Consider the following 19,516-nt stretch of genomic DNA (forward strand, 5'->3'; position numbering starts at 1 on the left):
CCGTTGGACCGACCGGACGCTGACCCGTAACTCCTTCGCGACCTCGCTACTGCCCCGCCCGGCGGCGAACATCGCGACCGCTTCCATCCGGACCCGCTCACGGAACGCTTGCCTCTCCGCGGTAAGACCCCCACCCTGCGGATACCTCATACACCCGGCATACCGCGACGATCACCGATCGTCAGCCCCCTACGACAACCCGGCTTCAAAGTCAGTAACGGGCCGCGTAGGCGGCCTGCACCTCGTCGGCGCGGTCGGTCCACCAATTCAGCAGTGCCTCGTCCGTCAGGAACATCTCGCCGAAGGCGGGGTCCTGGCGGTCGAGGTAGAACTCCAGCTGCCAGAAATCGGTCAGCCGCTTCCACCACAGCCGCTTCACCGCGTCGGCGAGGTCGCCCTCGGACAGATCGATCACGGACCGGTATCCGGAGCAGAACGCGGCAACGCGGTCGAGGTCGAAGGCACCACCGACCCCGAACTGCACCTGCGCGGTCCGCGCGACCTCCTCCCCGTACGGACGAACACCGAGCCGGTCCCAGTCCAGTACGGCCACCACCCGGCCGTCGCGGCGCAGCAGGTTGCGGTACTGGAAATCGCCATGCGTCCACCCGTGGGGCCCTGTCGGCACCTCGCCGACCGGCCGGGCATCGGCGTACCGCGCGAGAAGGCCGCGGCGGCCGTGCAGGGCCTCGGCGACGGCCTTGTCGAAGTCCCTCACCAGAGCGGACGGCAAACGGCTCAGGAGACCAGCAGCCGCACGGTCGGCCTCGGTCACATCGCGGACCTTCGCCACCGGCGCCTGCTCGGGGACTGGGCCGGGACCATGCCGCCGCAAGCCCTCGTGGAGGCGGCCCAGCAGAGCACCGAGATCGCGCACCTGGTCGAGCGGGAGATCCGTCCCTTGGAGGTGCTCGCCGTCCACCCACGGCAGGACGCAGTAGCCGTGACCACCGGCTTCCGCCACAAGGTCACCGTTGGCCGCGCTCAGCGGCGCCGGCACGGGGATGCCCTCGCGAGCCAGATCCACGAGGACCGCAAGGTTCCTGCGGACCTTCGGCAGAGGAACGTCGGTGATCTCCTTGAGCGCGAACACTCCAGCAGCAGTCACGAGCCGCCAGTTCCGATTCATCAGGCCATGGGCAAGGAACCCCCGATCACTCACCACGCCCAGCCCGAACGCATCGGACAGGCTAGGCAGCACTGCCGTCAGCGCATCTTCTCGAGTCGTATCCGTCACCCCCAGCACGGTACGCCGACGCCGAATCCGGCACCCGAATTCGTCACCCAGGTCCCCACGGAGAGTCGAAGGGAGAAGCAAGCCGCGATCGCCACCGGCCCACCCAACTCCGCTCGTGGCGGAGCCGAAACCATCCGGCGGCCTCACTACCCTGACCGACGGATCACCCGTGGCCGTACGACGATCGGGAGACCATGACCACGCCCTCCACCGCCTGAATCGAAGACCTCCTGCAGACCGGCGTGCGCGAGGAGGTCTACCCCTGCGCGGTGTGGGCGGTCGGGGACGCCGACGGCGTCCGCGCGAGCGGAGCCGTCGGCCTCCTCGATCCCGACCGGCCCGACGAACCGATGCGGCTGGACACCCTCTTCGACGTGGCCAGCCTCACCAAGGTCCTCGCCGTCTGGTCCACGATCGGCACGCTCGCCGAACAGGGCAAGCTCGACCTCCACGCCTCTCTGGGCACCTTCTGGGACGAGGTCGCCGGCCACCCCCAGGCCCGGGCCACGGCCCACCACCTGCTCACGCACACCGCCGGCCTGCCGCTGGGCGCCAACCTGAAGAACCTCGAGGGCACCGACCCCCAGGACATCCGCGACGGCGTCCTCCACGAGGCCCTCCACCGCCCACCGGGCGAAGCCGTCGAGTACACGGACCGAGCCGCCCTCGTCCTCGGCTACCTCGCCGAACACCTCTGGGGCCAGCCCCTGGACCGGCTCGCCACCGACCGCGTCTGGCACCCCCTGGCAATGACCCGCACCCGCTTCGGCCCCCTCCCCGGCGCCGAAGCTGCCCGCTGCGCCCCCACCGAGTACGACGAGACCACCGGCACCCCACCTCAAGGGCACCGCCCACGACTTCTCCGCCCGCCTCCTCAGCGGCGTCTGCGGCACCGCCGGCACCTTCTCCGTCCTCGACGACCTCGCCCTCTTCCTCCGCCACATGCTCGCCCCCACCCAGGCAGCCTTCGGCGGCGTTTCTGTCGGCGGCGGACGTTACCGTGGCTCGCATGGACGAGAACACGTACTGGAGTTCTGCGCCGGAGCGGATCGTGCGCGGCTCGATGGGTCTGTGCCATCTGACGGTGTTCGAGGCGCCGTTCAACGTCGACGCCCGTCAGTTGGCCCCCAACGACCCTGCGCGGGCACGGGCGTTCGTCGAGTCGTTCGACGGCGTCGAGGCGGTGCTGGAGGACCTCGGGCCGCGCTCCGCGCAGGCGCCGCTCCCCTCGGCGACACGGTCCGATCTTGACGTCGTGCACGCTGCCGCGTGGGGCGGCATGTTGAGCATCGTCACTCCCGCGTTCGCGACCGACGGCAACGACGAGCCGCTCCGGTCGGCGGCGAAGGAGGTGCGGGAGCGGTTCCCGGATGCGCGGATCGTGGGACGCGTCTCGTACCACGGGGGGATGGAGCACACGGAGAACATCGTGTGGTTGCCGGACGGAGCGGTGTTCCACACGTCGGGATGGCCGGCTGACGAGCCGTTCGTCGTGTCGGGCGATCCGCATGCGGTGATCGCGTCTCTGGACCTCAAGGGGTGGATGGTGGACAACGCCGGGGTCGACCTGGACGAGCCGGCGAACGAGGTCTACTGGGCGGGTCTGGCGGGCTTGGCGCTCGGGCATTCGGATCCGTGGGGGTGGGAGGAGATGGAGACGACGGCGTTCCGTGTGCGGCACTCCGAGGCCGCGGTGAGGGACATGGAGCGCCTGTACTTCGTGTAGGCGCACGTCGCGGCGAGCGCGAACTGGCGCTCCGTGGAGCGGTGTTGAGGTCGCGGCGACACGCTTTAACTCGTCTTTACTTGTGGTCGTTGAGGGCTATGGTGTTCGAGGCGGCGTGTACACGTCACGGGGGCCCACGCGTCGCCCACACCCCTCAAGGCCCCACCGGAGAGGGAAGACGAGCTCTTGAGCAAACACGTGCGCATACCGTCCAGGTGGCGGTTCGCGGCCAGGTTCACGGCCGCTGTCGGCTTAACGGCCGCGATCGTCACCACCGGGCTCCAGGCCGTCGAGGCCGCACCACCGAAGCTGCCGCCGGTCTCGGCGAAGCTGAAGGCGGGATCCGGGAAGCGCTGCGACACCCGCAACGGCCTGCCGACCGCCCCGATCACACCTCCGGACTCCGGGTTCCCCGACAGCCCGACCGGGAACCTGTACAAGGACTCCGCCCTCCCCAAGAACTTCGAATTCGACCTTCCGGGACAGGCGTACGACGGGCTGCAGACGCCGACGGCCGCCCAGAAGACGGAGGCCCTGTCGAAGGTCCCCGGGGACCTGGACAAGAACGTCGAGGCGTGGAAGAAGATCGCCGACGCGTCGGGCAAGCCCGCGGACCGGGCGATGGAGATCTACGCCCGGTACTTCGCGAACAAGGAGAACCTGGGGTTCAAGCACTGGTTCGACAAGCGGTACATCCGCAACCAGATCAACAACCACAAGGGCTCGGGCTTCGAACGGCAGCTCGTCAAGGACTACAAGCTGATCGGCCCGGACTGGCTGTGTGAGGTCACCGTCGAGCTGTTCGACGAGAACGGCCAGAAGGTCGGCGAGCGCCGGTACGACGCCTACAACCAGAAGAGCAAGGAATTCAACGAGTTCAAGTCGAACTCGAAGCTGACGGCGCAGCAGCTCGCGAATGACCGGGTCGTCGCCAAGTCGATGCCCGACCACAAGTTCCGCTTCACCGGCGCGAAGCCCTTCACCAAGGGCCAGGCCAAGCTCATCGACGACCTGGAGCGCGATGTCCGCGCCATGCGGAACGGGAAGACGGGGCAGGTACGCGGAAACCAGCGCATCTACAACCCGGTGCCCAAGACCACGCCCATCCAGGGGTATTCGGACCACCAGCGGTGGTTCGCGCCCGCCTGCCAGACCGGTACGACGCAACTGTCCGCGGCCGGCGCCAACACGTGCGGCACCCGCGGCCCCGCCAACGACCGGGCCCTGTCCTCCGGAAAGACCCTGGAAGAGGCGAAACGCTACCAGCGGGACGCCAACCGCCTCGACCCGAGGGGCACCCTCCCCAGGGGCGGCCCGGGCGGCGTCGACTTCACCACCATGGAACTCCGGTACGTCGGCGGCCTCGAAAAGGGCAAGGGCATGAGCTACTCCATGCGCGCCGACCAGATGCCCGACCCGGACAACAACCCCGGCTTCGGCGGCGAAGCCCGGATGCAGCTCTCCTCCGACGCCCTGTTCACCTGGCTCGCGCTGACCCCCGAGAAGTTCTGGGTCAACCTGAACCCGGACCAGCCGAACAAGGTCATGGACGCCAAGTTCGGCAAGACCGACGCCGGCCGCGTCCTCCTCGACGCCGACCTGGTCATGAAGCACGACTTCTCCGAGGCCCTGAACCCCGACAAGCATCCCGGGGGCAAGCTGTACTGGGACACCGCACCGCGCCGCAACGGCATCCCCTGCTTCCCCGGTACCCGCTTCTGGATCGAGCCCGACGAGGCGAAGGTCCGCGAGCAGGACGGCGGGATCTACATCCTCGAATCGCCCATGGACGTCTCCGCCCAGTGGCTGGACGTCGACTACACCGTCCCCGGCTCCACCGAATGCACCGACCTCTCGGACGCCGAGAAGAAGGCCATCGAACAGTCGGTCAACGCCAACATCGTCCCGGTCATCCAGGAGCGGGTGAACAAGGACCCCAAGTACGCCGAGCTGCGCGCCGTCTACAACGCCCGCGTCGCAGCCGAGTACATCCGTCAGCAGGACGCGAAGTCCCCGACGGACTTCCACGGCATCATCGACTCCAACGACGTCTCGGCCTGGCCGATCCGCGCTCCGCATGAGGACTGGACCCGGGAAAAGGTCTGGGACGCGTACATGCAGTCCATCAAGGAGGGCATCGAGTGGTTCGAGCTGGAGTACGGCGGCAAGCTGTACAAGCAGGGCGTCGGCGGCGTCGACTTCTCCAAGCAGCCCAAGCAGAACATCCCCAAGGCGCAGTTCGACACCCAGAACCCGGACCTGGACAACACGACCGTCAACTCCGGCAAGTCCGATGACACCTCCTACCGGGACCTCGACACCCTGTACCTCGGCGCGGGCCCGGCCACGGACGGCAGTGGAGAGGATCCGGGCGGCGAGGACCCCGGCGGCGACCCCACCCCGACACCGACCCCGTCGGGCACCGGCAAGCCGACCACTCCCCCGACGACCCCGGCCCCGGACCCCACACACCCCGGCGGCGGCGGTGACGACACGCCGCCCACGTCGAAGGGCCCCCACGGCGACCTCGCCGACACCGGCACCCACACACCGGTCGGCCTCGTCGCCGGTCTCGCCGCCGCCCTCGCGACGGCCGGCGCCACCCTGACGTGGTGGATGCGGCGCCGCCGCACCGTGCAGCAATAGCCTGACGAGGCAGCCTCGTCTCACCGGGCAGGGCCCCACCCGCAGGTACACGCCGGGTGGGGCCCTTCCCCGTCTCCGCGCAGGAGCCGGACGGGCCGTCCTCCCTGCGCGCACACGGCGGCAGCCCCTCATCCACACATTCGACGAACCGTAGAGACGCCCGCGCGTGCTGACACCAACACGGCGCGCACAGCCCGATGTGCGCCGTCAGCCGATCGCCGGCGTGGGCGAGGCAGAACCGCTCCAGCAGTTCCTCCGCGCGCCGCCGGGACCCGCGCACGCCCAGCCGCAACACCTGGACTTCTCCGACGCCGCGATCATCTTCGGCCCGGTCCGCTGTTCCTTCCGGGTACGGCTGCTGGTGCCCGGAGTCACGGCGGGCGACGGGGACCGCGCCGCGCTCGACGGGAGGTGGAGCACGTCCGGCGGTCTGCTGCTGACCTCGGTCGTGGGCCGCCGGCGACCGTACCTGCCTTACGGACCCGGCTCGATGGCGTTGAGCCAGGCCAGTAGTTGTCGCAGTCTCAGGCGGCGCGGAGCGGGGGTTGCCGGGTGGGTGATGAGTATCCCGATGTGGGCGGCGGCCTCGGCGTCCAGTCCTGCGGCCTGCATGTCGATGAGCAGGGTGAGCTCCACCCCGAGGGGAGGGTCCGGGAATCCGAGGGCGTGCTCCCACAGCCGGAGGGCCGCCTCCCGCTCACCCAACGCCGCTAGTTCCGGCGCGAGTTCGCATATCTGGTGCCATTTGATCCAGGGGTGGGTCAGCGCTGAGTCGATGACATAGGGGACCACCTCGCGGCCTTGCAGGGCGAGCAGCACGCGTAGGCCGCGAAGTGCGTCGTCCGAATCGCCGGCGGGCAAGGTCACCAGCCGTTGGGCGAAAACGCCAGTCGCTTCGAGGTGGTCCTCCTGATGGCGCAGGACTTGCAGGACTCCCTGGAGCCAATCGCCGTTGTCCGTCAGGGTCGGGGTGGCATCCCAGATCTCGAGCAGGAGACCGGCCGCGCCGGCGCCCCGGGCCTTGAGCAGCACTCGCGTCGCCTTCTCGTACCCGCTACGGGAGCAGAAGGGGGTACGCAGCGCGAGCTCGGCGACCTCTCCCGCCTCGTCGAGCGCACCGCGGTCCAGGAGCGTTTCCGCGACGCCCGGCCGGTCGGCCGGGGTGAGTGACCTGCCGCGCGCAATGCGGTCCATCACCCCGCTCACGCCGGCCGGCCCTGCCGCCTCCAGCCAGATCTCGACGGTGCTGGCGCCCTCGAACAGCCCCCACCGGCCGCCGCCCTGCACCTCGTCCGCCCAGTCACGGGCTCCTTGCACGTCGCCGAGGGCGGCCAACGCCTGTTGGAGGCGCGCCGGGACCCACAGATAGTGCCCCACGTCGGCGCCGCTGCGTTCGAACGCCGCGCGGAGCTCGGCACGCGCCGCCTGCCCGTGTGCCTTGACCCACAGGGACGCCGCCCAGTGCATGATGTGCTGGCCGGTGGCATCCCTTCGCATCAGCGTCAGAGCGACACTCGCGGCGGCCTCGATGTCACCGGACTTCTCCAACGCCTTGCCCACGGCCATGGGGCTGAACTGGTCGAGGGGCGGCCAGGACAGCACGATCTCGGTCAGTTCCCGCGCCGCCCCGGGCATCGCGGTGAGCCAGGCTTCGCTGGCCCGTTGGATGGAGTACCCCCCTGCGGAAGGGTCCTCCAACACGCTGCGGGCGAGCTTCACGGCGTCTGCCCGCATTCCCATCTGCGCGAGCGCCTGCGCCGCGTGCGAGACGTCCCAGCTGCCCCTGCCCGGCTCCGTCACCAGTTCCCAGGCTCGCCGACGGACCAGTTCGCGAGCCCCGTCGCCAAGGGCGACGGCCACCCGTGCGGCCTTGCCCAGCCAGCCGGACACACCGCCCAGCACCTCCCTGAGCAGTTCCTCTGCCAGATCCGGCGGTCCGCACCGGCTGAACGCCTCCACCGCGAGGAGCCGCTGTCCGCCGCCGAGTATCCCGCTGCGGGCCATGCGCTCCAGTCTGTGCAGCACCCCGGGCTCCGCCCCGAGCGCGCCCAGCGCCGCGAACGCCGCCTCCTGATGGGCCTCGTCGCGCGCGCAGCAGCCGATGCTCTCCAACCGGTCCACCAGGAGACGGCGGTTGTCCTCCCCGAAGGCGACTCCCTCGGCGAGGAGCAGACCCGCCAGCAGCGGCCGCTCATGGCCTCCGACCGCACCGGTACGCAGCTGGTCGGCGATCCGATCGGCCTCGCACTCCTCCCGCTCCGCCCACAGGCACAGGACGAACAGGGCCAGGGTCTGCTTGTCCTCGTCGAAGGCGCGCAGGATCCAGGACTCCAGGTCGGGGAAGTCCGGGCTGATGCCCTGCGCGTACGAGCGGGCGGCGAAGAACTCGGCGAAGGAGTGGTGCAGGAAGCGGTGGTCGCGCTGCTCCTGTACGAGCAGCCCGGTCCCTTGCAGGAAGTCCCTGACGTCGGTCTGCCAGTCCTCCAGGACGAGGTACTCACTGCCGTGTTCGCGCGTCCAGGCCAACGCCGCCTCGAACAAGGGCTCCTCACCCTCGAGTCGATGTCGCCCGAGCGCCCCGAGGAGCCGGCCCTTCTGGCCGTCCAGCCAAAGGTTCAGGGCCAGTCGTTCCGGTTCGGCCGCAAAACGTCGGCGCAGCTCCGCCCGGCCTCCGGCTCGGCGTGTGAGGAGGTGCCCGAAGAACCGCTGGTAGAGGCTGAGCCGGCTGGTCGGGAGAGGATTCGTGGGATCCACCGTGGCATTGACCGCCGCGATGGTGGCCAACAAGGGATTGCGGACCAGTTCCTGGAGCCGGCTGTCCTTCACCTCCTCGACGAATCGCTCGGCGGCGGCCCGCGCCGACGCCTCGTCCCCGTACTGCGCCGTGAACCACTTGTCGGCGAACCCCTTCAGCTCCTCGGCGCCGAACGGCTCCAAGGTGTACTCGCCCACGGACGCCCCGCGCAGCGGAGCGAGTTCACCGTCGCCGAGCGGTCGGCTGGTGATCACGAAGCGGTAGTCCCCGTCCGTACGGGTGTGCAGCGCGATCATCCGGATGACCTCGGCCCGGGCCTCCCTGTCGGCGACCTCGTCCAGGCCGTCGACCAGGACCAGCCAGCGCGCACCCTGCACACGGCCGCGGAAGAGCCCGGGATCGGGATCGGCGATCAGGCTGTGCCCGAGGCTGCGGGCCACGGCCTCTCTCAGTACGGCGCTCCACGACCCCGTCTCGCCCAAGAGGGTGTGGGCGGCGACCTTGACGGGGAGCAGGGGCTCGTCGACCGGCGCGTCGAGGCTGGTGTCCTCCCGTAACCAGATGCGGGACAGGGACCAGGCGAGGTGGCTCGACAGCGTGGACTTGCCGGCACCGGGCTCGCCGGTGATCAGGAGGTGCCGGTGCCGGTCCATCGCCTTGGGTACCGGCACCTGCGTTTCGGTGCTCCGGGTGCCGTCGTGCCGGGACGTGCTCACCGGCGGGAGCGCGTCATGGCCTTCGCCCGACGGCATCTCCTTCCGGCCCGAGCCGCCGTCCCCCGCTGCTTCGGACATCCGGATCCGCTGCCTCACGTACACGGCGGACAAGGGGGGTTCGGCTACGCCCAGCCTGTCGTAGGGCAGTCGTTCCACCGTCTTGGCCTGCGCCTCCAGCAGATTGCGCACCGTGAGCGTCGGCAGCGGAAGTTCGTTCCACGAGGAGATTCTCGGAGCCTGTGCCTGCCGGGCTGCGCTCGCGGCCCGGTCCATGGCTTCCTTGGCCCGGGTCCAGATCGGCATGACGTCGAAGGGCTCGCGCCCCAGGGCCACGGCGAAGGACCGGATGACCTCCGGCTTCACCATCCTCGTGGCATTGCAGACCCCGTAGACGACGTTCTTGTGGGCGATCTCCCCCCGCACCACGGCGTTGAGGCTCTCGTAGCCGGCGGCCGTCACAGCCTCCCGGAACCATGACGCCAACTCTTCGAGTTCCGGATAGCGCTGCTGATCGCCTTTCGGCGGACGGCCCCCGACCATCGCTCTCCCTCGCCGCCGACTGCCTCATGGTTTCCCGGAGTTTCTCAAGCGTAGAGGGAAACTCCGACTGGATCGCAGCCTTGTGGCAGACCTGTTGACCGCCCGCCTCGGCGAGGAGATCCCATGACCCAGTACACAGCCGTCGATCCCGTTCTTGCCGCCGTTCTCATGACCGTCGGAGCCGCCATCACCCTGGTCCGCGCCTGGATCGGTCACCGCACCGCCGTGCGAACGGAGGAGGAGCACACGCGGCGTACCCGGATCGCCGTGGAGGGTTCGGAGCCGGCCGGCAGGGCGGCTGTGGTCCGCGCGTCCGCGGAGCTGGAAGCGGCCTCGCGGGCCGGGCTGCGGGCAGCGGCCCGGACCGCGCGCCGGGGACGTGGCCTGTGAACCGGGCGCTACGCGGAGTCGGTGGTCGTGATGTGGTGGAGGAGGTGCTCGTAGAGGGGGCGTTTGTCGGGGCGGGTGTGGGAGGCGGCGTGGGTGAGGGCGGGGACGGCGCGGGTGCCGAGGGTGATGAGGGCTTCGGTCGCGGTGGTGCGGACGGTGGGGTGGGGGTGCTCCACCAGGGCGGTCATCGCGGGGATGGCCGGTGGCCAGACGGTGTGGGTGAGGGTGCGGATCGCCGTGCGGACGAGGTCCGGTTGGGGGTCGGCCAGGAGGATCGACGTGTGGTGCAGGTAGGTGCCGCGGTCCAGCAGGGCGCGCGAGGCGCGGTGGGCGTGCAGGCGGATGCCGGGCTTGGGGTGGTGCAGCAACACGTCGATCAGGTCGCGCAGGTCGGGGTCCCGGTCTGCGGCCGGGCCGGTGTGTGCCTCGGTGAGTCGGGTGAGTGCCTGGTGGATGCGGGCCGGGTCGCCGGTGCGGGCCAGCGTCAACAGGTCCTGGCGGGACGGCGGCCGGGTGGGTTCCGGTGGGGTGCGCTCACGAAGGGCCGCCAGGGCGGCGGCGACCACGCCCCCTCTGTCGGCGCCGACGCTGCCGCCGTCACCGTCGCCGTCGCCGGTGCCGAGCAGGCGTATCACGTGTCCGCGCACCAGTGCGGGGGCCAGCAGACCGGCGTGCAGCCCCTCCCGGGCCAGCCGCAGGGCCTCGGCCCGCAACACCGGGTCACCGCTGTCGACCAGCTCGTCGACGAGCTGTGCGGGCCGGTGCGCGCAGGTGACGGTCGCCTCCCGCACGGCCTGGTACAGCAGCTCGCCCCGCGGCTCCTGCCGGATCACCGTCGGCTCGTTCGTCAGCTCGGCGCGCAGCCAGGCGATCCGTACGCGGACGGGCAGTTCGGCCGTACGCCACGAAGGCCGGCGGGACCCCGGCACGTACGGCCCCAGTCGTTGGTGGAGCCGCGCCAGGACGAGCAGTGCTTCCGGCGAGCCCTCCAGCGTCATCGGCAGCAGCCGCGCGAGTTCGGCCGTCTCGGCGGCGTCGCCCGTCCGGCCCGAGGTCACTCGCTCGTCGAGCAGGACCAACCCCAGGTACCGCAGCCGGGGATCCTCGTGCCGGATGAGCCGCCCGAAGACGGCCGGCGGGCAGAGCCGCGCGTCGAGACGGCGGGACAACCAGCCGACGTCGGCTCGACGCAGCGCATCGTCGAGGGGCTGGTCCGCGGGCGTCGTCATCGTCGGATGCTAACCGGGACGTTCCCGGCCCCACCAGCGGGATTCGCTGCAACCACCGCGTCGAACGCCGGGGCTCCGGGGACGCCGGCGAGCGCCTCCCGCAGGTCCGCCCAGGCGACGTCGCGCGGGAAGGTCACGCCCGTCGCCCGAGCCCGAGGCGGCGTGCTCCTGTACGGGACGGAGCCGGGGAGGGGCGGCGCCAGAGGTCGCGCAGGAGCCGGCCGAGGACGGCCGAGGCCGGGAAGTAGCCCAACTGCCGTGAATCCAGGCTGTGTCCGGGGTTGTCGCCGACGAGCACGAGCCAGCCGGGCGGCACGTACCGCTCCGGCACGCCGGCCAGGGCGGGGACGAGGTCCCTCGGCACCGGGTCGCCGGGCACGGCGAGCACCCGCTTGATCAGGTGGGCCCCTTCCGTACGCGGGTCGGCGACCACGACGACCCGGCCCCGGCAGGCCTTCGTGCCGCGGACCACGAGGACCCGGTCCCGCTCGTGGTGGGTGGGCTCCATGCTGCGGCCCCGTACCGTGACCAGCACCAGCCGGCGGGCCGGCAGCGCGGTGAGGGCGCGTACGAGCCGTCCGGGCCGGGACCCGTGTGCTGCGGGGGCCGGGGGCGACGGCCAGGACACCGCGAGCGCGTCGAGCTCCTCCCGGCTCGGCATCACCCCGGCCGCCGGATCGTACGCGGGGCCGCGCCCGGCACCGCGGCGGGTCGCGGCGGGCACCGGACGGCGGGGCCTCACCGCGGGACCGCCGCGTCGGGGACGGCCAGGGCCTGGTCCGGGGGCGCGTCCTGGTAGTCCTTGGCCTGGAGGTGGAACAGGTCGGCGTACGTCCCGCCCGCCGCCAGCAGTTCCTCGTGGCCGCCCTGTTCGACGATCCTTCCGTTCCGGAGCACCACGATGACGTCGGCTTCCCGCACCGTGCCGAGCCGGTGGGAGATCAGCACGCTGGTGCGTCCGGCGCGGAAGCTCCGCAGCGAGGCGTGGATCTCGTGTTCGGCCTCGGCGTCGAGGCCCGAGGAGGGTTCGTCGAGGATCATCAGTTCCCGGTCGTGCCGCATCAGGGCGCGGGCGAGGGCGACCCGCTGGTGCTGTCCCCCGGACAGGAGGACGCCCACCGCGGGGTCGCACTCGTCCGGTGCCGTCATGAACTTCCGGGAGAGCAGGGTGTCGTAGCCCTGGGGCAGCGCGGCCAGTACGCCGTCGATGCCCGCGCGGCGGGCCGCCTCGCGGATCCGCGGGCGGTCGCCCAGTGCCGCCAGGTCGCCCAGACCGATGTTCTCGGCGGCGGTGAGGTCGTAGTGCATGGAGTCCTGGAAGACCGCGCCGATGCGCGAGCGCAGCTCGGCCGGATCGATCTCCCGGATGTCGACCCCGTCCCACAGGACCGCGCCGCGCGTGGGGTCGTAGAGCCGGCACAGCAGTTTCACGAAGGTGGACTTGCCCGCGCCGTTGAGGCCGATCAGGGCGAGGGCCCGGCCGTGGGGGATGAAGACGTTCACGCCCCGCAGCACCCACGGCAGGTGCTCCGAATACCGGAACCACACGTCCCGGAACTCGATCCCGCGGCGCATCGGGGGCAGCGGTGCGGGCCGCTCGGCCAGGGGCAGGTCCGATCCGAGGGCCGTGACGTCGCGGTAGCGCCGGAAGAGGAGCAGCGCCTCGGCCGTCGACGCCATCTGTGTGGCCAGCGCGCCGAGCGCGCCCTGGACGGCGGTGACGGCGGCGACGAAGAGGGCGATGCCGCCCACCGTCATGGTGCCGTCGCGTGCGGCGCCCACGGCCCACAGCAGGCCGCCCCCGGCCACGGCCGCGGCCACGCCCTCCAGGCAGAACTGCACGGAGAGCTCCTTGCGGTCCATCCGTTTGCGGGCCGCGTTGTTGGCGAGTCGCTCACGGCGCATCGACGTCCTGAAGAACCCGCCGAGCCCGAAGAGCCGTACCTCCTTGGCTCCCTCGACCGTGCTCAGGAGCTGGTTGTAGAAGAACTCCTTGCGTTCGATGGGGCTCACGTCCATGACGAGCTGGGCGCGCCGGCGCGAGAGCAGCCATTCGGCGATCACCGCGGGAACGGCGGCCGTCAGGACGACGAGGGCCATGACCGGGCTGAGCGCGAAGAGGGAGGCGGCGAATCCGAGGACGGGGAGCACCTGGCCGGCGATGTCCAGTCCCCCGCTGACGATCTGGACCGGTGCGCTGCGGCTCGCCGTCTGGGCGAGCCGCAGTTCGTCGAGGAAGCGGGGGTTCTCGAACCGGCTGATGCCGATGGACCGGTCCACGGCGGCGAACAGCCGGTCCATGGCCACCACGCCGGTCCTGCGGTCCAGCTCGGCGTGCAGGTACTGGGACACCAGCGGGGTGACCGCCGAGGCGACGCCGACGACGGCGAGGGCGCTCGCCAGGCCCACCAGGCCGGACAGTGCGACGCCTCGGACGAGGTCGTCCAGCAGCGTCTTCATGAGCCAGGCGGTGGCCAGCGGGAACGCCCCCCGGCAGAGGGTGACCACGGCGAAGGCGGACAGGTGCCAGGGGACGGCCCGCCCCACCAGCAGCAGGGCCGCGGCCGTGAGGCGGAGGGTCCGCAGGAGCCCGGACGGTGCGGCGCGCATGCGATGGCCCCTGGTCATACCGCTGTCGCGGCGGGCATGGCCAGGACCCGGTCGGAGGTGACCACGGTCCGGCCGCCGGCCGTGCCGACCCGGAGCACGGTCGGCGTGCCGGAGGTGCGGAAGGCGGTCCCGACCGGCCCCAGGGGCTCCTCGACGACGACGTGGGCGACGGGGCTCAGCAGGGCCACGAGGTCCTGGGAGTCCTCCGCGGTGCCGATCACGACGGCCACCCGGCTGTCCCGGCCGTACGCGTCGGCTTCCGCGAAGCGGATGAACTCGGGCAGCAGGACCTTGCACGGCCGGCAGTCGGGGGCGAAGAAGGCGACGACGCCGTCGTCGGCCAGGGAGCCGCGCTCCAGCGGCCGGCCGTCGACGGTGACGGCCTGGAAGTCGCCGACCTCGTCTCCGGTGCGGATGCCGGCCTGCTGCCGGATGGGGGCGAGTATGTCGGTGTGTTCGCGCAGCCGTTTGACGACGCCGACGGTCAGCAGGAGGTTGAGCAGGCAGAGGGCCGAGAGCAGCACGACGGCTGCTGTCAGGACGTACATCAGGACTCCTGGGGTTCGGTCATGGGACGGGCGGGCGGACGGGCGGGCGCGCGGGGGGTGCGGGTGTCCGGGAGGGGCCGCAAGAGCGCGATGATCTCGTCGAGGGCCGTGGTGATCAGGCCGGTGGCCAGGCCCGCGAGCGCCGCCACCAGCGCGTGGCCCGTGCCGGCCGGGCCGCCCGTGGCGGGCGCCGCCAGGCAGCCGAGCGCGGCGGCCGCGAGCAGGACGTTGCGTACGACGTGCCGGGCGCCGACGGGGGTGGCGGAGAGCCCGAAGCAGTTGCACGTCACGGGAGAGCGTCGGCGCAGGGTCCGGACGATCCCGAAGGTGAAGGCGGCGAGCAGCAGCGTCGCCAGGAGCAGTCCCAGCCGGCCGGCCGGGCCGGTCGGTACCGCCAGGAGGGTCCAGGTCGCGAACTCCGCGGCCAGGACGGCCTTCGCGGCCGGCTCGTCCAGGGCCGGGGGCCCTACGCGCATGTGGGCCAAGGACCGTACGAACCCCCGGTACGCCGCCCGGTCGCGCGCCTTGCTCAGGGACGAGACCAGGAAGACCGTGCCGAGCAGGCTCCGCACGGCGATCTCGAACGAGGACATGGGCGTTCCCTTCGGCGGTGGGCCCCGCCACCGGCTCGTTCCGGCGGCGGGGCGGTGTGTCACCCGTGCGTGCTCCGGGTTCAGCCGCAGATGCCGCGCGTGAACTTCGCGCCGTTCCAGTACGCCTCGCAGGGGGCGTTGTAACCGAAGTGGCCCCACGGGCCGTTGTTACACTGCCAGCACTGGGCGTAGTGGTACCAGCCGGGCGCGGCGGCGTCCGCGGTGACGGTGGGGACGACGCGCTCGAGCAGGGCGGCGCCCACGGCTTCGATCTTGGAGAACATGTCCGTCTCTTCTCTGTCGTGGTGGGTCCACCGCTCCGTCGTGGTGCGTGCGGTGGCATGTCATGAGCATGTCGGAGCACGGTCAGCGTGTCGTTGACTGCGTGAACACGCTTGTTGACGGTTCTTGTACGCCGTGCGAGAGCGCGGCCGTGTGCCGGTACTCCTTCGGCGACATCCCGTAGGCGGCTCGGAAGGCCCGGCTGAAGTGGGCGTTGCTGAGGAAGCCCCAGCGCGCGGCGATCACGTGGACGGGGTGGGAGTCCAGCCGCGGGTCGGACAGGTCGCGGCGGCAGCTCTCCAGCCGCCGTTCCCTGATCCAGGCCGCGACGGTCAGCCCCTCCTCATGGAAGAGCTTGTAGAGGTAGCTGACGGAGATCTGGTGGGCCGCCGCCACCGCCTGGGGCGAGAGGCGGGCGTCCCCGAGGTGCCGCTCCACGAAGCCCTGCACGCGCAGCATCAGCGCGCGCCGGTACGACTCGGGCGCGGCGCGGGCCGCGGTGTCCGGCTCGTGGGCGAGCAGGGCCGTCAGCAGGTCGAGGAGGACGCCGCCCAGCCGGGCGGTATCGGCCGGCCGGTAGTGCCGGGCGTCCCTGACCAGGCGGACGAGGAAGTCCGTCAGCAGCGGACCGATCCCCTCACGGCCGGACAGCCGCCCGCCGGCGAGACGCTCCATGCGCGCGGCGGGCAGGGGCAGCAGGGTCCCCGGGAACCGGACCTGGACGAGCTCGGCGGGGGCCCGGTCGGCCGTCACCACCGAACGGAACGGCCGGGAGCCCTCGTAGAGGACCATCTCCCCGGGTCCGAGCACGGTCTCCCGGCCGGCCCGGGTCAGCACGGGCCGGCCGTGCAACGGGAGCGCCAGGTGGAACAGTTCGGGATCGGCCCCACGGATCAGGTGCGGGGTCCGGAGGACTTGCAGCGAGCGGAAGGTCAGCGCGGGCACGTGCGTGACCGGTGCGGCGCCGTCCTCACCACGGATGGCCGTCCGTAACAGGATTCTCTCCTTCCCGGTGGATTCCCTCGAAGGGGACGGGGTCGATGCGCCGCCAGCCGGCCAGTGCCGGTGCCACGGCGAGGGCTCTGCGGACGATCCGCCCGCCCGCCGAAGCGGCTTCCTCCGCGCCTGCGGCCAGGAGGAACAGGGCGATGTCCAGGCGCCCTTCGGCGGAGCCGGCGTACACGTGCTCCAGCCGGTCGGCGGGGACAGCGGCGGCCCATATGACATCGGTGACGAGGTGGCGGTCGACGCGCCGGACGGGACGGTCCGGTGGCGCCGACAGGAACACGAGGGTCATGACGAGATGCACGACCCCGGTCAGTCCCAGATCAGGCCGAAGAAGACGAAGAACACGGCACGCCTCGTTTCTGAGGTGGAGGAGGATCACTCGGTCGGTGTGCGGGGAGGCGGGCCCGCCCTGTTCCCGATGACGAGTCTTCCGGCCGGCCGCCGTGCGCGGAAGGCGGACCGGGTGAGAGCAACCGCTCCGGAGCGGTTGCTCTCACGCGCCGGGCGTCCCTCGCGGGGCGTCACGCGAGAAGCCCCCGGCGGATCCGGGTTCTCCTTCGAGAACCCGTCCCACCAGGGGCTTCTTCGTACGCTGAGGGCTGCGGCCGGCGCTAGCAGATGCGCGGCAGCTGCTCTCCGAGCGGGAGGTCGACCACGCGGGTGCCGCCGAGGGCGGTCCGGGAGACGACCATGCCGGGGTGCGCGTCGACGGCCTCGCCGATCACCGTGGCGTGCCGGCCCAGGGGGTGGGCGCGCATGGCGTCGAGGACGGCGTCGGCATGGGCGCGGGGGACGAAGGCGACCAGCTTGCCCTCGTTGGCCACGTAGAGCGGGTCGAGGCCGAGGATCGAGCAGGCGTTGGCGACGGCCGGCGGGACCGGGACCCGGCTCTCGTTGATCACGACGCCGGTGCCCGAGGCCGCCGCGATCTCGTTGAGCGAGGCCGCCAGGCCGCCGCGGGTGGGGTCGCGCAGGACGTGCAGGTCCGGGGTGACGGCGAGCATGCTCTGCACGAGGCCGCCCAGGGCCGCGCAGTCGCTCTCGATGTCCACGCCGAACTCCAGCCCCTCGCGGACGCTCATGATCGCCACCCCGTGGAGGCCGATCTCGCCGCTGACGATGACGACGTCGCCGGGCACCACGCGCTGCGGGCGCAGGTCCACCCCGTCGGGGATGATGCCGATGCCCGCGGTGTTGATGTAGACGCCGTCCCCGTGGCCCACCTCGACCACCTTGGTGTCGCCCGTGACCACCTCCACGCCCGCGGCCCGCGCCGCGGCGCCCATGGCCTCGGCCACCCGCGCCACCGCGGACATCTCGACGCCCTCCTCCAGGATGAACCCGCAGGAGAGGTAGGCCGCCCGGGCCCCGCTCATGGCCAGGTCGTTCACCGTGCCGTTGACCGCGAGGTCGCCGATGGTGCCGCCGGGGAAGAACAGCGGCCGCACCACGTACGAGTCGGTGGAGAAGGCCAGTCGGACTCCCCCGAGGGACACCGCCGCGGAATCCCCGAGCTGAGCCAGCGCCGCGCCGCCGAAGGCGGGGGCGAAGAGGTGCTGGACCAGTTCGGCGGAGAGCGCTCCGCCGCCGCCGTGGCCCATCACCACGCGGGGGTGGTCGCGCAGCGGGGCCGGGCAGGTCCAGGCCGTGATGTCGAGTGCGGTGTCAGACAACGGGGCTCGCCTCCAGCGGAGCGGTCGGGGCGGCGGGCACGGTCTTCAGTTCCAGCCGCCGGTAGAGGTAGTACGCGGCGCAGGCTCCCTCACTGGAGACCATGGTGGCGCCGAGCGGGCTGCGCGGGGTGCACAGGGTGCCGAAGGCCTCGCACTCGTGCGGCTTGAGCAGCCCCTGGAGCACCTCGCCGCTGCGGCACGCCGCCGGCTCGCGGGTGTTGATGCCGGTCACCGAAAAGCGGTGCTCGGCGTCGAACTCCCGGTAGCGGGCGGACAGCCGCCAGCCGCTGTCGGGGATGACGCCGATACCGCGCCAGGCCCGGTCGGTGACCTCGAAGACGTCCTCCAGCATGGCGAGGGCCGCCGGATTCCCCTCCGGGCGGACGGCCCGCGCGTAGGCGTTGTCAACGGTGTGCTCGCCGCGCTCCAGCTGCCGCACCGCCCGCCGTACGCCCTCCAGGATGTCCAGCGGCTCGAAGCCGGTCACCACGATCGGCACGCGGTGGCGCGCCGCCAGCGCCGGGTACTCGCCGACGCCCATCACGCTGCACACGTGTCCGGCGGCGAGGAAGCCCTGGACCCGGCAGCTGGGCGACTGCATGATCGCCTCGATCGCCGGGGGCACCCGGACGTGGGACACCAGCAGGCTGAAGTTGCGGATGCCCAGCTTCTTCGCCTGATGGACGGTCATGGCGTTGGGCGGCGCGGTGGTCTCGAAGCCGATGCCGAAGAACACCACCTGCCGGTCCGGGTTCTCCTGGGCGACCCTCAGCGCGTCGAGCGGGGAGTAGACGACGCGTACGTCGCCGCCCTCGCTGCGCACCCGGAACAGGTCGCGGCCGGTCCCGGGCACCCGGAGCATGTCCCCGAAGGAGCAGAAGATCACATCCGAACGGGAGGCGATCTCCAACGCCTTGTCGATGACCTCCAGCGGGGTCACGCACACCGGACAGCCCGGCCCGTGAATCAACTCCACCTGCTCCGGTAGGAGTTGGTCGATGCCGTGCCGGATGATGGTGTGGGTCTGACCGCCGCAGACCTCCATCAGCGCCCACGGGCGGGTCACGGTGGCGTGGATGTCGTCGAGCAGCCGGCGGGCCAGCTCGGGGTCCTGGAACTCGTCGATGTACTTCACGGCGTGACCTCCTCGTGCGGCGCGGCGACGGCCGGTCCGTCGGCGAACGGCCAGGGGTCGCCGCCCGCTTCGGCGGCCTGTTCCCACGGATCGCCGAACTCCTCCTGCAACATGCCGAGTTCGGCGAAGAGTTCGAGGGTCTGGCGCGCCGACTCCTCGTCGAGGCGCTGGAGGGCGAAGCCCACGTGGACGATGGCGTACTCGCCGACCTGGAGGTCCGGCAGGTACTCCAGGCACACCTCCTTCTGCACGCCGCCGAAGTCGACGGTAGCCATGCGGGTGCCGTCCTTCTCCCCGATGTCAAGCACTCTGCCGGGTACCGCCAGGCACATGGGCTTCCATACCTTTCTTCGTGGGTTGATTCGGGTCATTCGTAAGATCGGGACACCCAGGGGAGTCGGGTGTGGCTGGCATGGGGTAGCCGCTGT

17 protein-coding genes and 1 pseudogene are annotated in these 19,516 nt (G+C 71.4%); 4 read left to right on the top strand and 14 right to left on the bottom strand.

The genetic code is table 11. From position 1 onward, the window contains the following. Together ACFYP3_RS34615 and ACFYP3_RS34620 are read right to left on the bottom strand one after the other, a co-directional pair. The coding region (locus ACFYP3_RS34615) for a helix-turn-helix domain-containing protein (RefSeq protein WP_388841669.1) at nucleotides 1-150 on the bottom strand (150 nt) is incomplete at its 3' end. Nucleotides 151-211: 61 nt separating this feature from the next. Further along, a complete protein-coding gene (locus ACFYP3_RS34620; RefSeq protein WP_388841622.1) occupies nucleotides 212-1,237 on the bottom strand; it encodes a phosphotransferase in 1,026 nt (341 codons plus the stop codon). A 218-nt stretch (nucleotides 1,238-1,455) separates the two neighbouring features. On the opposite strand from ACFYP3_RS34620, the pseudogene ACFYP3_RS34625 reads away from it, so the two are divergent. The 3 genes and pseudogenes from ACFYP3_RS34625 to ACFYP3_RS34635 form a co-directional block, all read left to right on the top strand. Next, nucleotides 1,456-2,203: pseudogene (locus ACFYP3_RS34625) on the top strand (serine hydrolase domain-containing protein); the annotation flags it as partial. A gap of 43 nt (nucleotides 2,204-2,246) precedes the next feature. Continuing rightward, complete coding sequence (locus ACFYP3_RS34630; protein WP_388841624.1) at nucleotides 2,247-2,963, top strand: DUF6333 family protein; 717 nt, start codon at nucleotides 2,247-2,249, stop codon at nucleotides 2,961-2,963. A gap of 186 nt (nucleotides 2,964-3,149) precedes the next feature. Continuing rightward, complete coding sequence (locus ACFYP3_RS34635; protein ID WP_388841627.1) at nucleotides 3,150-5,609, top strand: hypothetical protein; 2,460 nt, start codon at nucleotides 3,150-3,152, stop codon at nucleotides 5,607-5,609. Nucleotides 5,610-6,083: 474 nt separating this feature from the next. Here ACFYP3_RS34635 and ACFYP3_RS34640 read toward each other — a convergent pair whose 3' ends face one another. After that, complete coding sequence (locus tag ACFYP3_RS34640) at nucleotides 6,084-9,539, bottom strand: NACHT domain-containing protein (protein ID WP_388841630.1); 3,456 nt, start codon at nucleotides 9,537-9,539, stop codon at nucleotides 6,084-6,086. Nucleotides 9,540-9,743: 204 nt separating this feature from the next. Here ACFYP3_RS34640 and ACFYP3_RS34645 point away from each other — a divergent pair, with 204 nt between their 5' ends. Beyond that, the gene (locus ACFYP3_RS34645; protein WP_388841633.1) at nucleotides 9,744-10,010 is read left to right on the top strand and encodes a hypothetical protein; all 267 of its coding nucleotides are present in this window, start codon (nucleotides 9,744-9,746) and stop codon (nucleotides 10,008-10,010) included. Between the two features lie 8 nt (nucleotides 10,011-10,018). Here ACFYP3_RS34645 and ACFYP3_RS34650 read toward each other — a convergent pair whose 3' ends face one another. The 11 genes from ACFYP3_RS34650 to ACFYP3_RS34700 all read right to left on the bottom strand — a co-directional run bounded on the left by ACFYP3_RS34650 (nucleotide 10,019) and on the right by ACFYP3_RS34700 (nucleotide 19,420). Further along, a complete protein-coding gene (locus tag ACFYP3_RS34650) occupies nucleotides 10,019-11,239 on the bottom strand; it encodes a HEAT repeat domain-containing protein (protein WP_388841636.1) in 1,221 nt (406 codons plus the stop codon). A gap of 133 nt (nucleotides 11,240-11,372) precedes the next feature. After that, the gene (locus ACFYP3_RS34655) at nucleotides 11,373-11,963 is read right to left on the bottom strand and encodes a S26 family signal peptidase (RefSeq protein ID WP_388841639.1); all 591 of its coding nucleotides are present in this window, start codon (nucleotides 11,961-11,963) and stop codon (nucleotides 11,373-11,375) included. A 14-nt stretch (nucleotides 11,964-11,977) separates the two neighbouring features. Continuing rightward, on the bottom strand, nucleotides 11,978-13,849 hold the full coding sequence (locus tag ACFYP3_RS34660) for an ABC transporter ATP-binding protein (RefSeq protein WP_388841642.1): 1,872 nt from the start codon (nucleotides 13,847-13,849) through the stop codon (nucleotides 11,978-11,980). 14 nt (nucleotides 13,850-13,863) lie between these two features. Further along, nucleotides 13,864-14,397 (bottom strand): TlpA family protein disulfide reductase, encoded by a 534-nt coding sequence (locus tag ACFYP3_RS34665; protein WP_388841645.1) that lies wholly within the window; start codon nucleotides 14,395-14,397, stop codon nucleotides 13,864-13,866. Continuing rightward, the gene (locus tag ACFYP3_RS34670) at nucleotides 14,397-14,990 is read right to left on the bottom strand and encodes a MauE/DoxX family redox-associated membrane protein (RefSeq protein WP_388841648.1); all 594 of its coding nucleotides are present in this window, start codon (nucleotides 14,988-14,990) and stop codon (nucleotides 14,397-14,399) included. Before ACFYP3_RS34670 ends, ACFYP3_RS34665 begins: the two co-directional genes overlap by 1 nt. Nucleotides 14,991-15,070: 80 nt before the next feature. Continuing rightward, nucleotides 15,071-15,274 carry a hypothetical protein gene (locus ACFYP3_RS34675; RefSeq protein WP_388841651.1) on the bottom strand — a complete coding sequence of 68 codons (204 nt, stop codon included), beginning with the start codon at nucleotides 15,272-15,274 and terminating at the stop codon, nucleotides 15,071-15,073. A gap of 82 nt (nucleotides 15,275-15,356) precedes the next feature. Beyond that, nucleotides 15,357-16,217: a helix-turn-helix domain-containing protein gene (locus ACFYP3_RS34680; protein WP_388841654.1), complete on the bottom strand. Its 861-nt coding sequence runs from the start codon at nucleotides 16,215-16,217 to the stop codon at nucleotides 15,357-15,359. A gap of 25 nt (nucleotides 16,218-16,242) precedes the next feature. Then, nucleotides 16,243-16,569 carry a hypothetical protein gene (locus ACFYP3_RS34685; protein ID WP_388841657.1) on the bottom strand — a complete coding sequence of 109 codons (327 nt, stop codon included), beginning with the start codon at nucleotides 16,567-16,569 and terminating at the stop codon, nucleotides 16,243-16,245. 322 nt (nucleotides 16,570-16,891) lie between these two features. Further along, complete coding sequence (gene hypE / locus ACFYP3_RS34690) at nucleotides 16,892-17,953, bottom strand: hydrogenase expression/formation protein HypE (protein WP_388841660.1); 1,062 nt, start codon at nucleotides 17,951-17,953, stop codon at nucleotides 16,892-16,894. After that, entirely contained in the window at nucleotides 17,946-19,088 is a 1,143-nt protein-coding gene (hypD, locus tag ACFYP3_RS34695) for a hydrogenase formation protein HypD (RefSeq protein WP_388841663.1), read from the bottom strand. The genes hypE and hypD overlap by 8 nt, the downstream gene beginning before the upstream one ends. Beyond that, nucleotides 19,085-19,420 carry a HypC/HybG/HupF family hydrogenase formation chaperone gene (locus tag ACFYP3_RS34700; RefSeq protein ID WP_388841666.1) on the bottom strand — a complete coding sequence of 112 codons (336 nt, stop codon included), beginning with the start codon at nucleotides 19,418-19,420 and terminating at the stop codon, nucleotides 19,085-19,087. The genes hypD and ACFYP3_RS34700 overlap by 4 nt, the downstream gene beginning before the upstream one ends. Between the last annotated feature and the right edge of the window lie 96 nt (nucleotides 19,421-19,516).

This window comes from Streptomyces sp. NPDC005533 (genome assembly GCF_042871845.1).
Classification (GTDB): Bacteria; Actinomycetota; Actinomycetes; order Streptomycetales; family Streptomycetaceae; genus Streptomyces.

Coding starts and splice junctions, on each gene's coding strand:
- ACFYP3_RS34645 (WP_388841633.1), top strand. CDS start 9,744: ATGACCCAGTACACAGCCGTCGATCCCGTTCTTGCCGCCGTTCTCATG.
- ACFYP3_RS34675 (WP_388841651.1), bottom strand. CDS start 15,274: ATGTTCTCCAAGATCGAAGCCGTGGGCGCCGCCCTGCTCGAGCGCGTC.
- ACFYP3_RS34700 (WP_388841666.1), bottom strand. CDS start 19,420: ATGTGCCTGGCGGTACCCGGCAGAGTGCTTGACATCGGGGAGAAGGAC.
- ACFYP3_RS34630 (WP_388841624.1), top strand. CDS start 2,247: ATGGACGAGAACACGTACTGGAGTTCTGCGCCGGAGCGGATCGTGCGC.
- ACFYP3_RS34670 (WP_388841648.1), bottom strand. CDS start 14,990: ATGTCCTCGTTCGAGATCGCCGTGCGGAGCCTGCTCGGCACGGTCTTC.
- ACFYP3_RS34650 (WP_388841636.1), bottom strand. CDS start 11,239: ATGACGACGCCCGCGGACCAGCCCCTCGACGATGCGCTGCGTCGAGCC.
- ACFYP3_RS34660 (WP_388841642.1), bottom strand. CDS start 13,849: ATGCGCGCCGCACCGTCCGGGCTCCTGCGGACCCTCCGCCTCACGGCC.
- ACFYP3_RS34685 (WP_388841657.1), bottom strand. CDS start 16,569: ATGACCCTCGTGTTCCTGTCGGCGCCACCGGACCGTCCCGTCCGGCGC.
- ACFYP3_RS34665 (WP_388841645.1), bottom strand. CDS start 14,397: ATGTACGTCCTGACAGCAGCCGTCGTGCTGCTCTCGGCCCTCTGCCTG.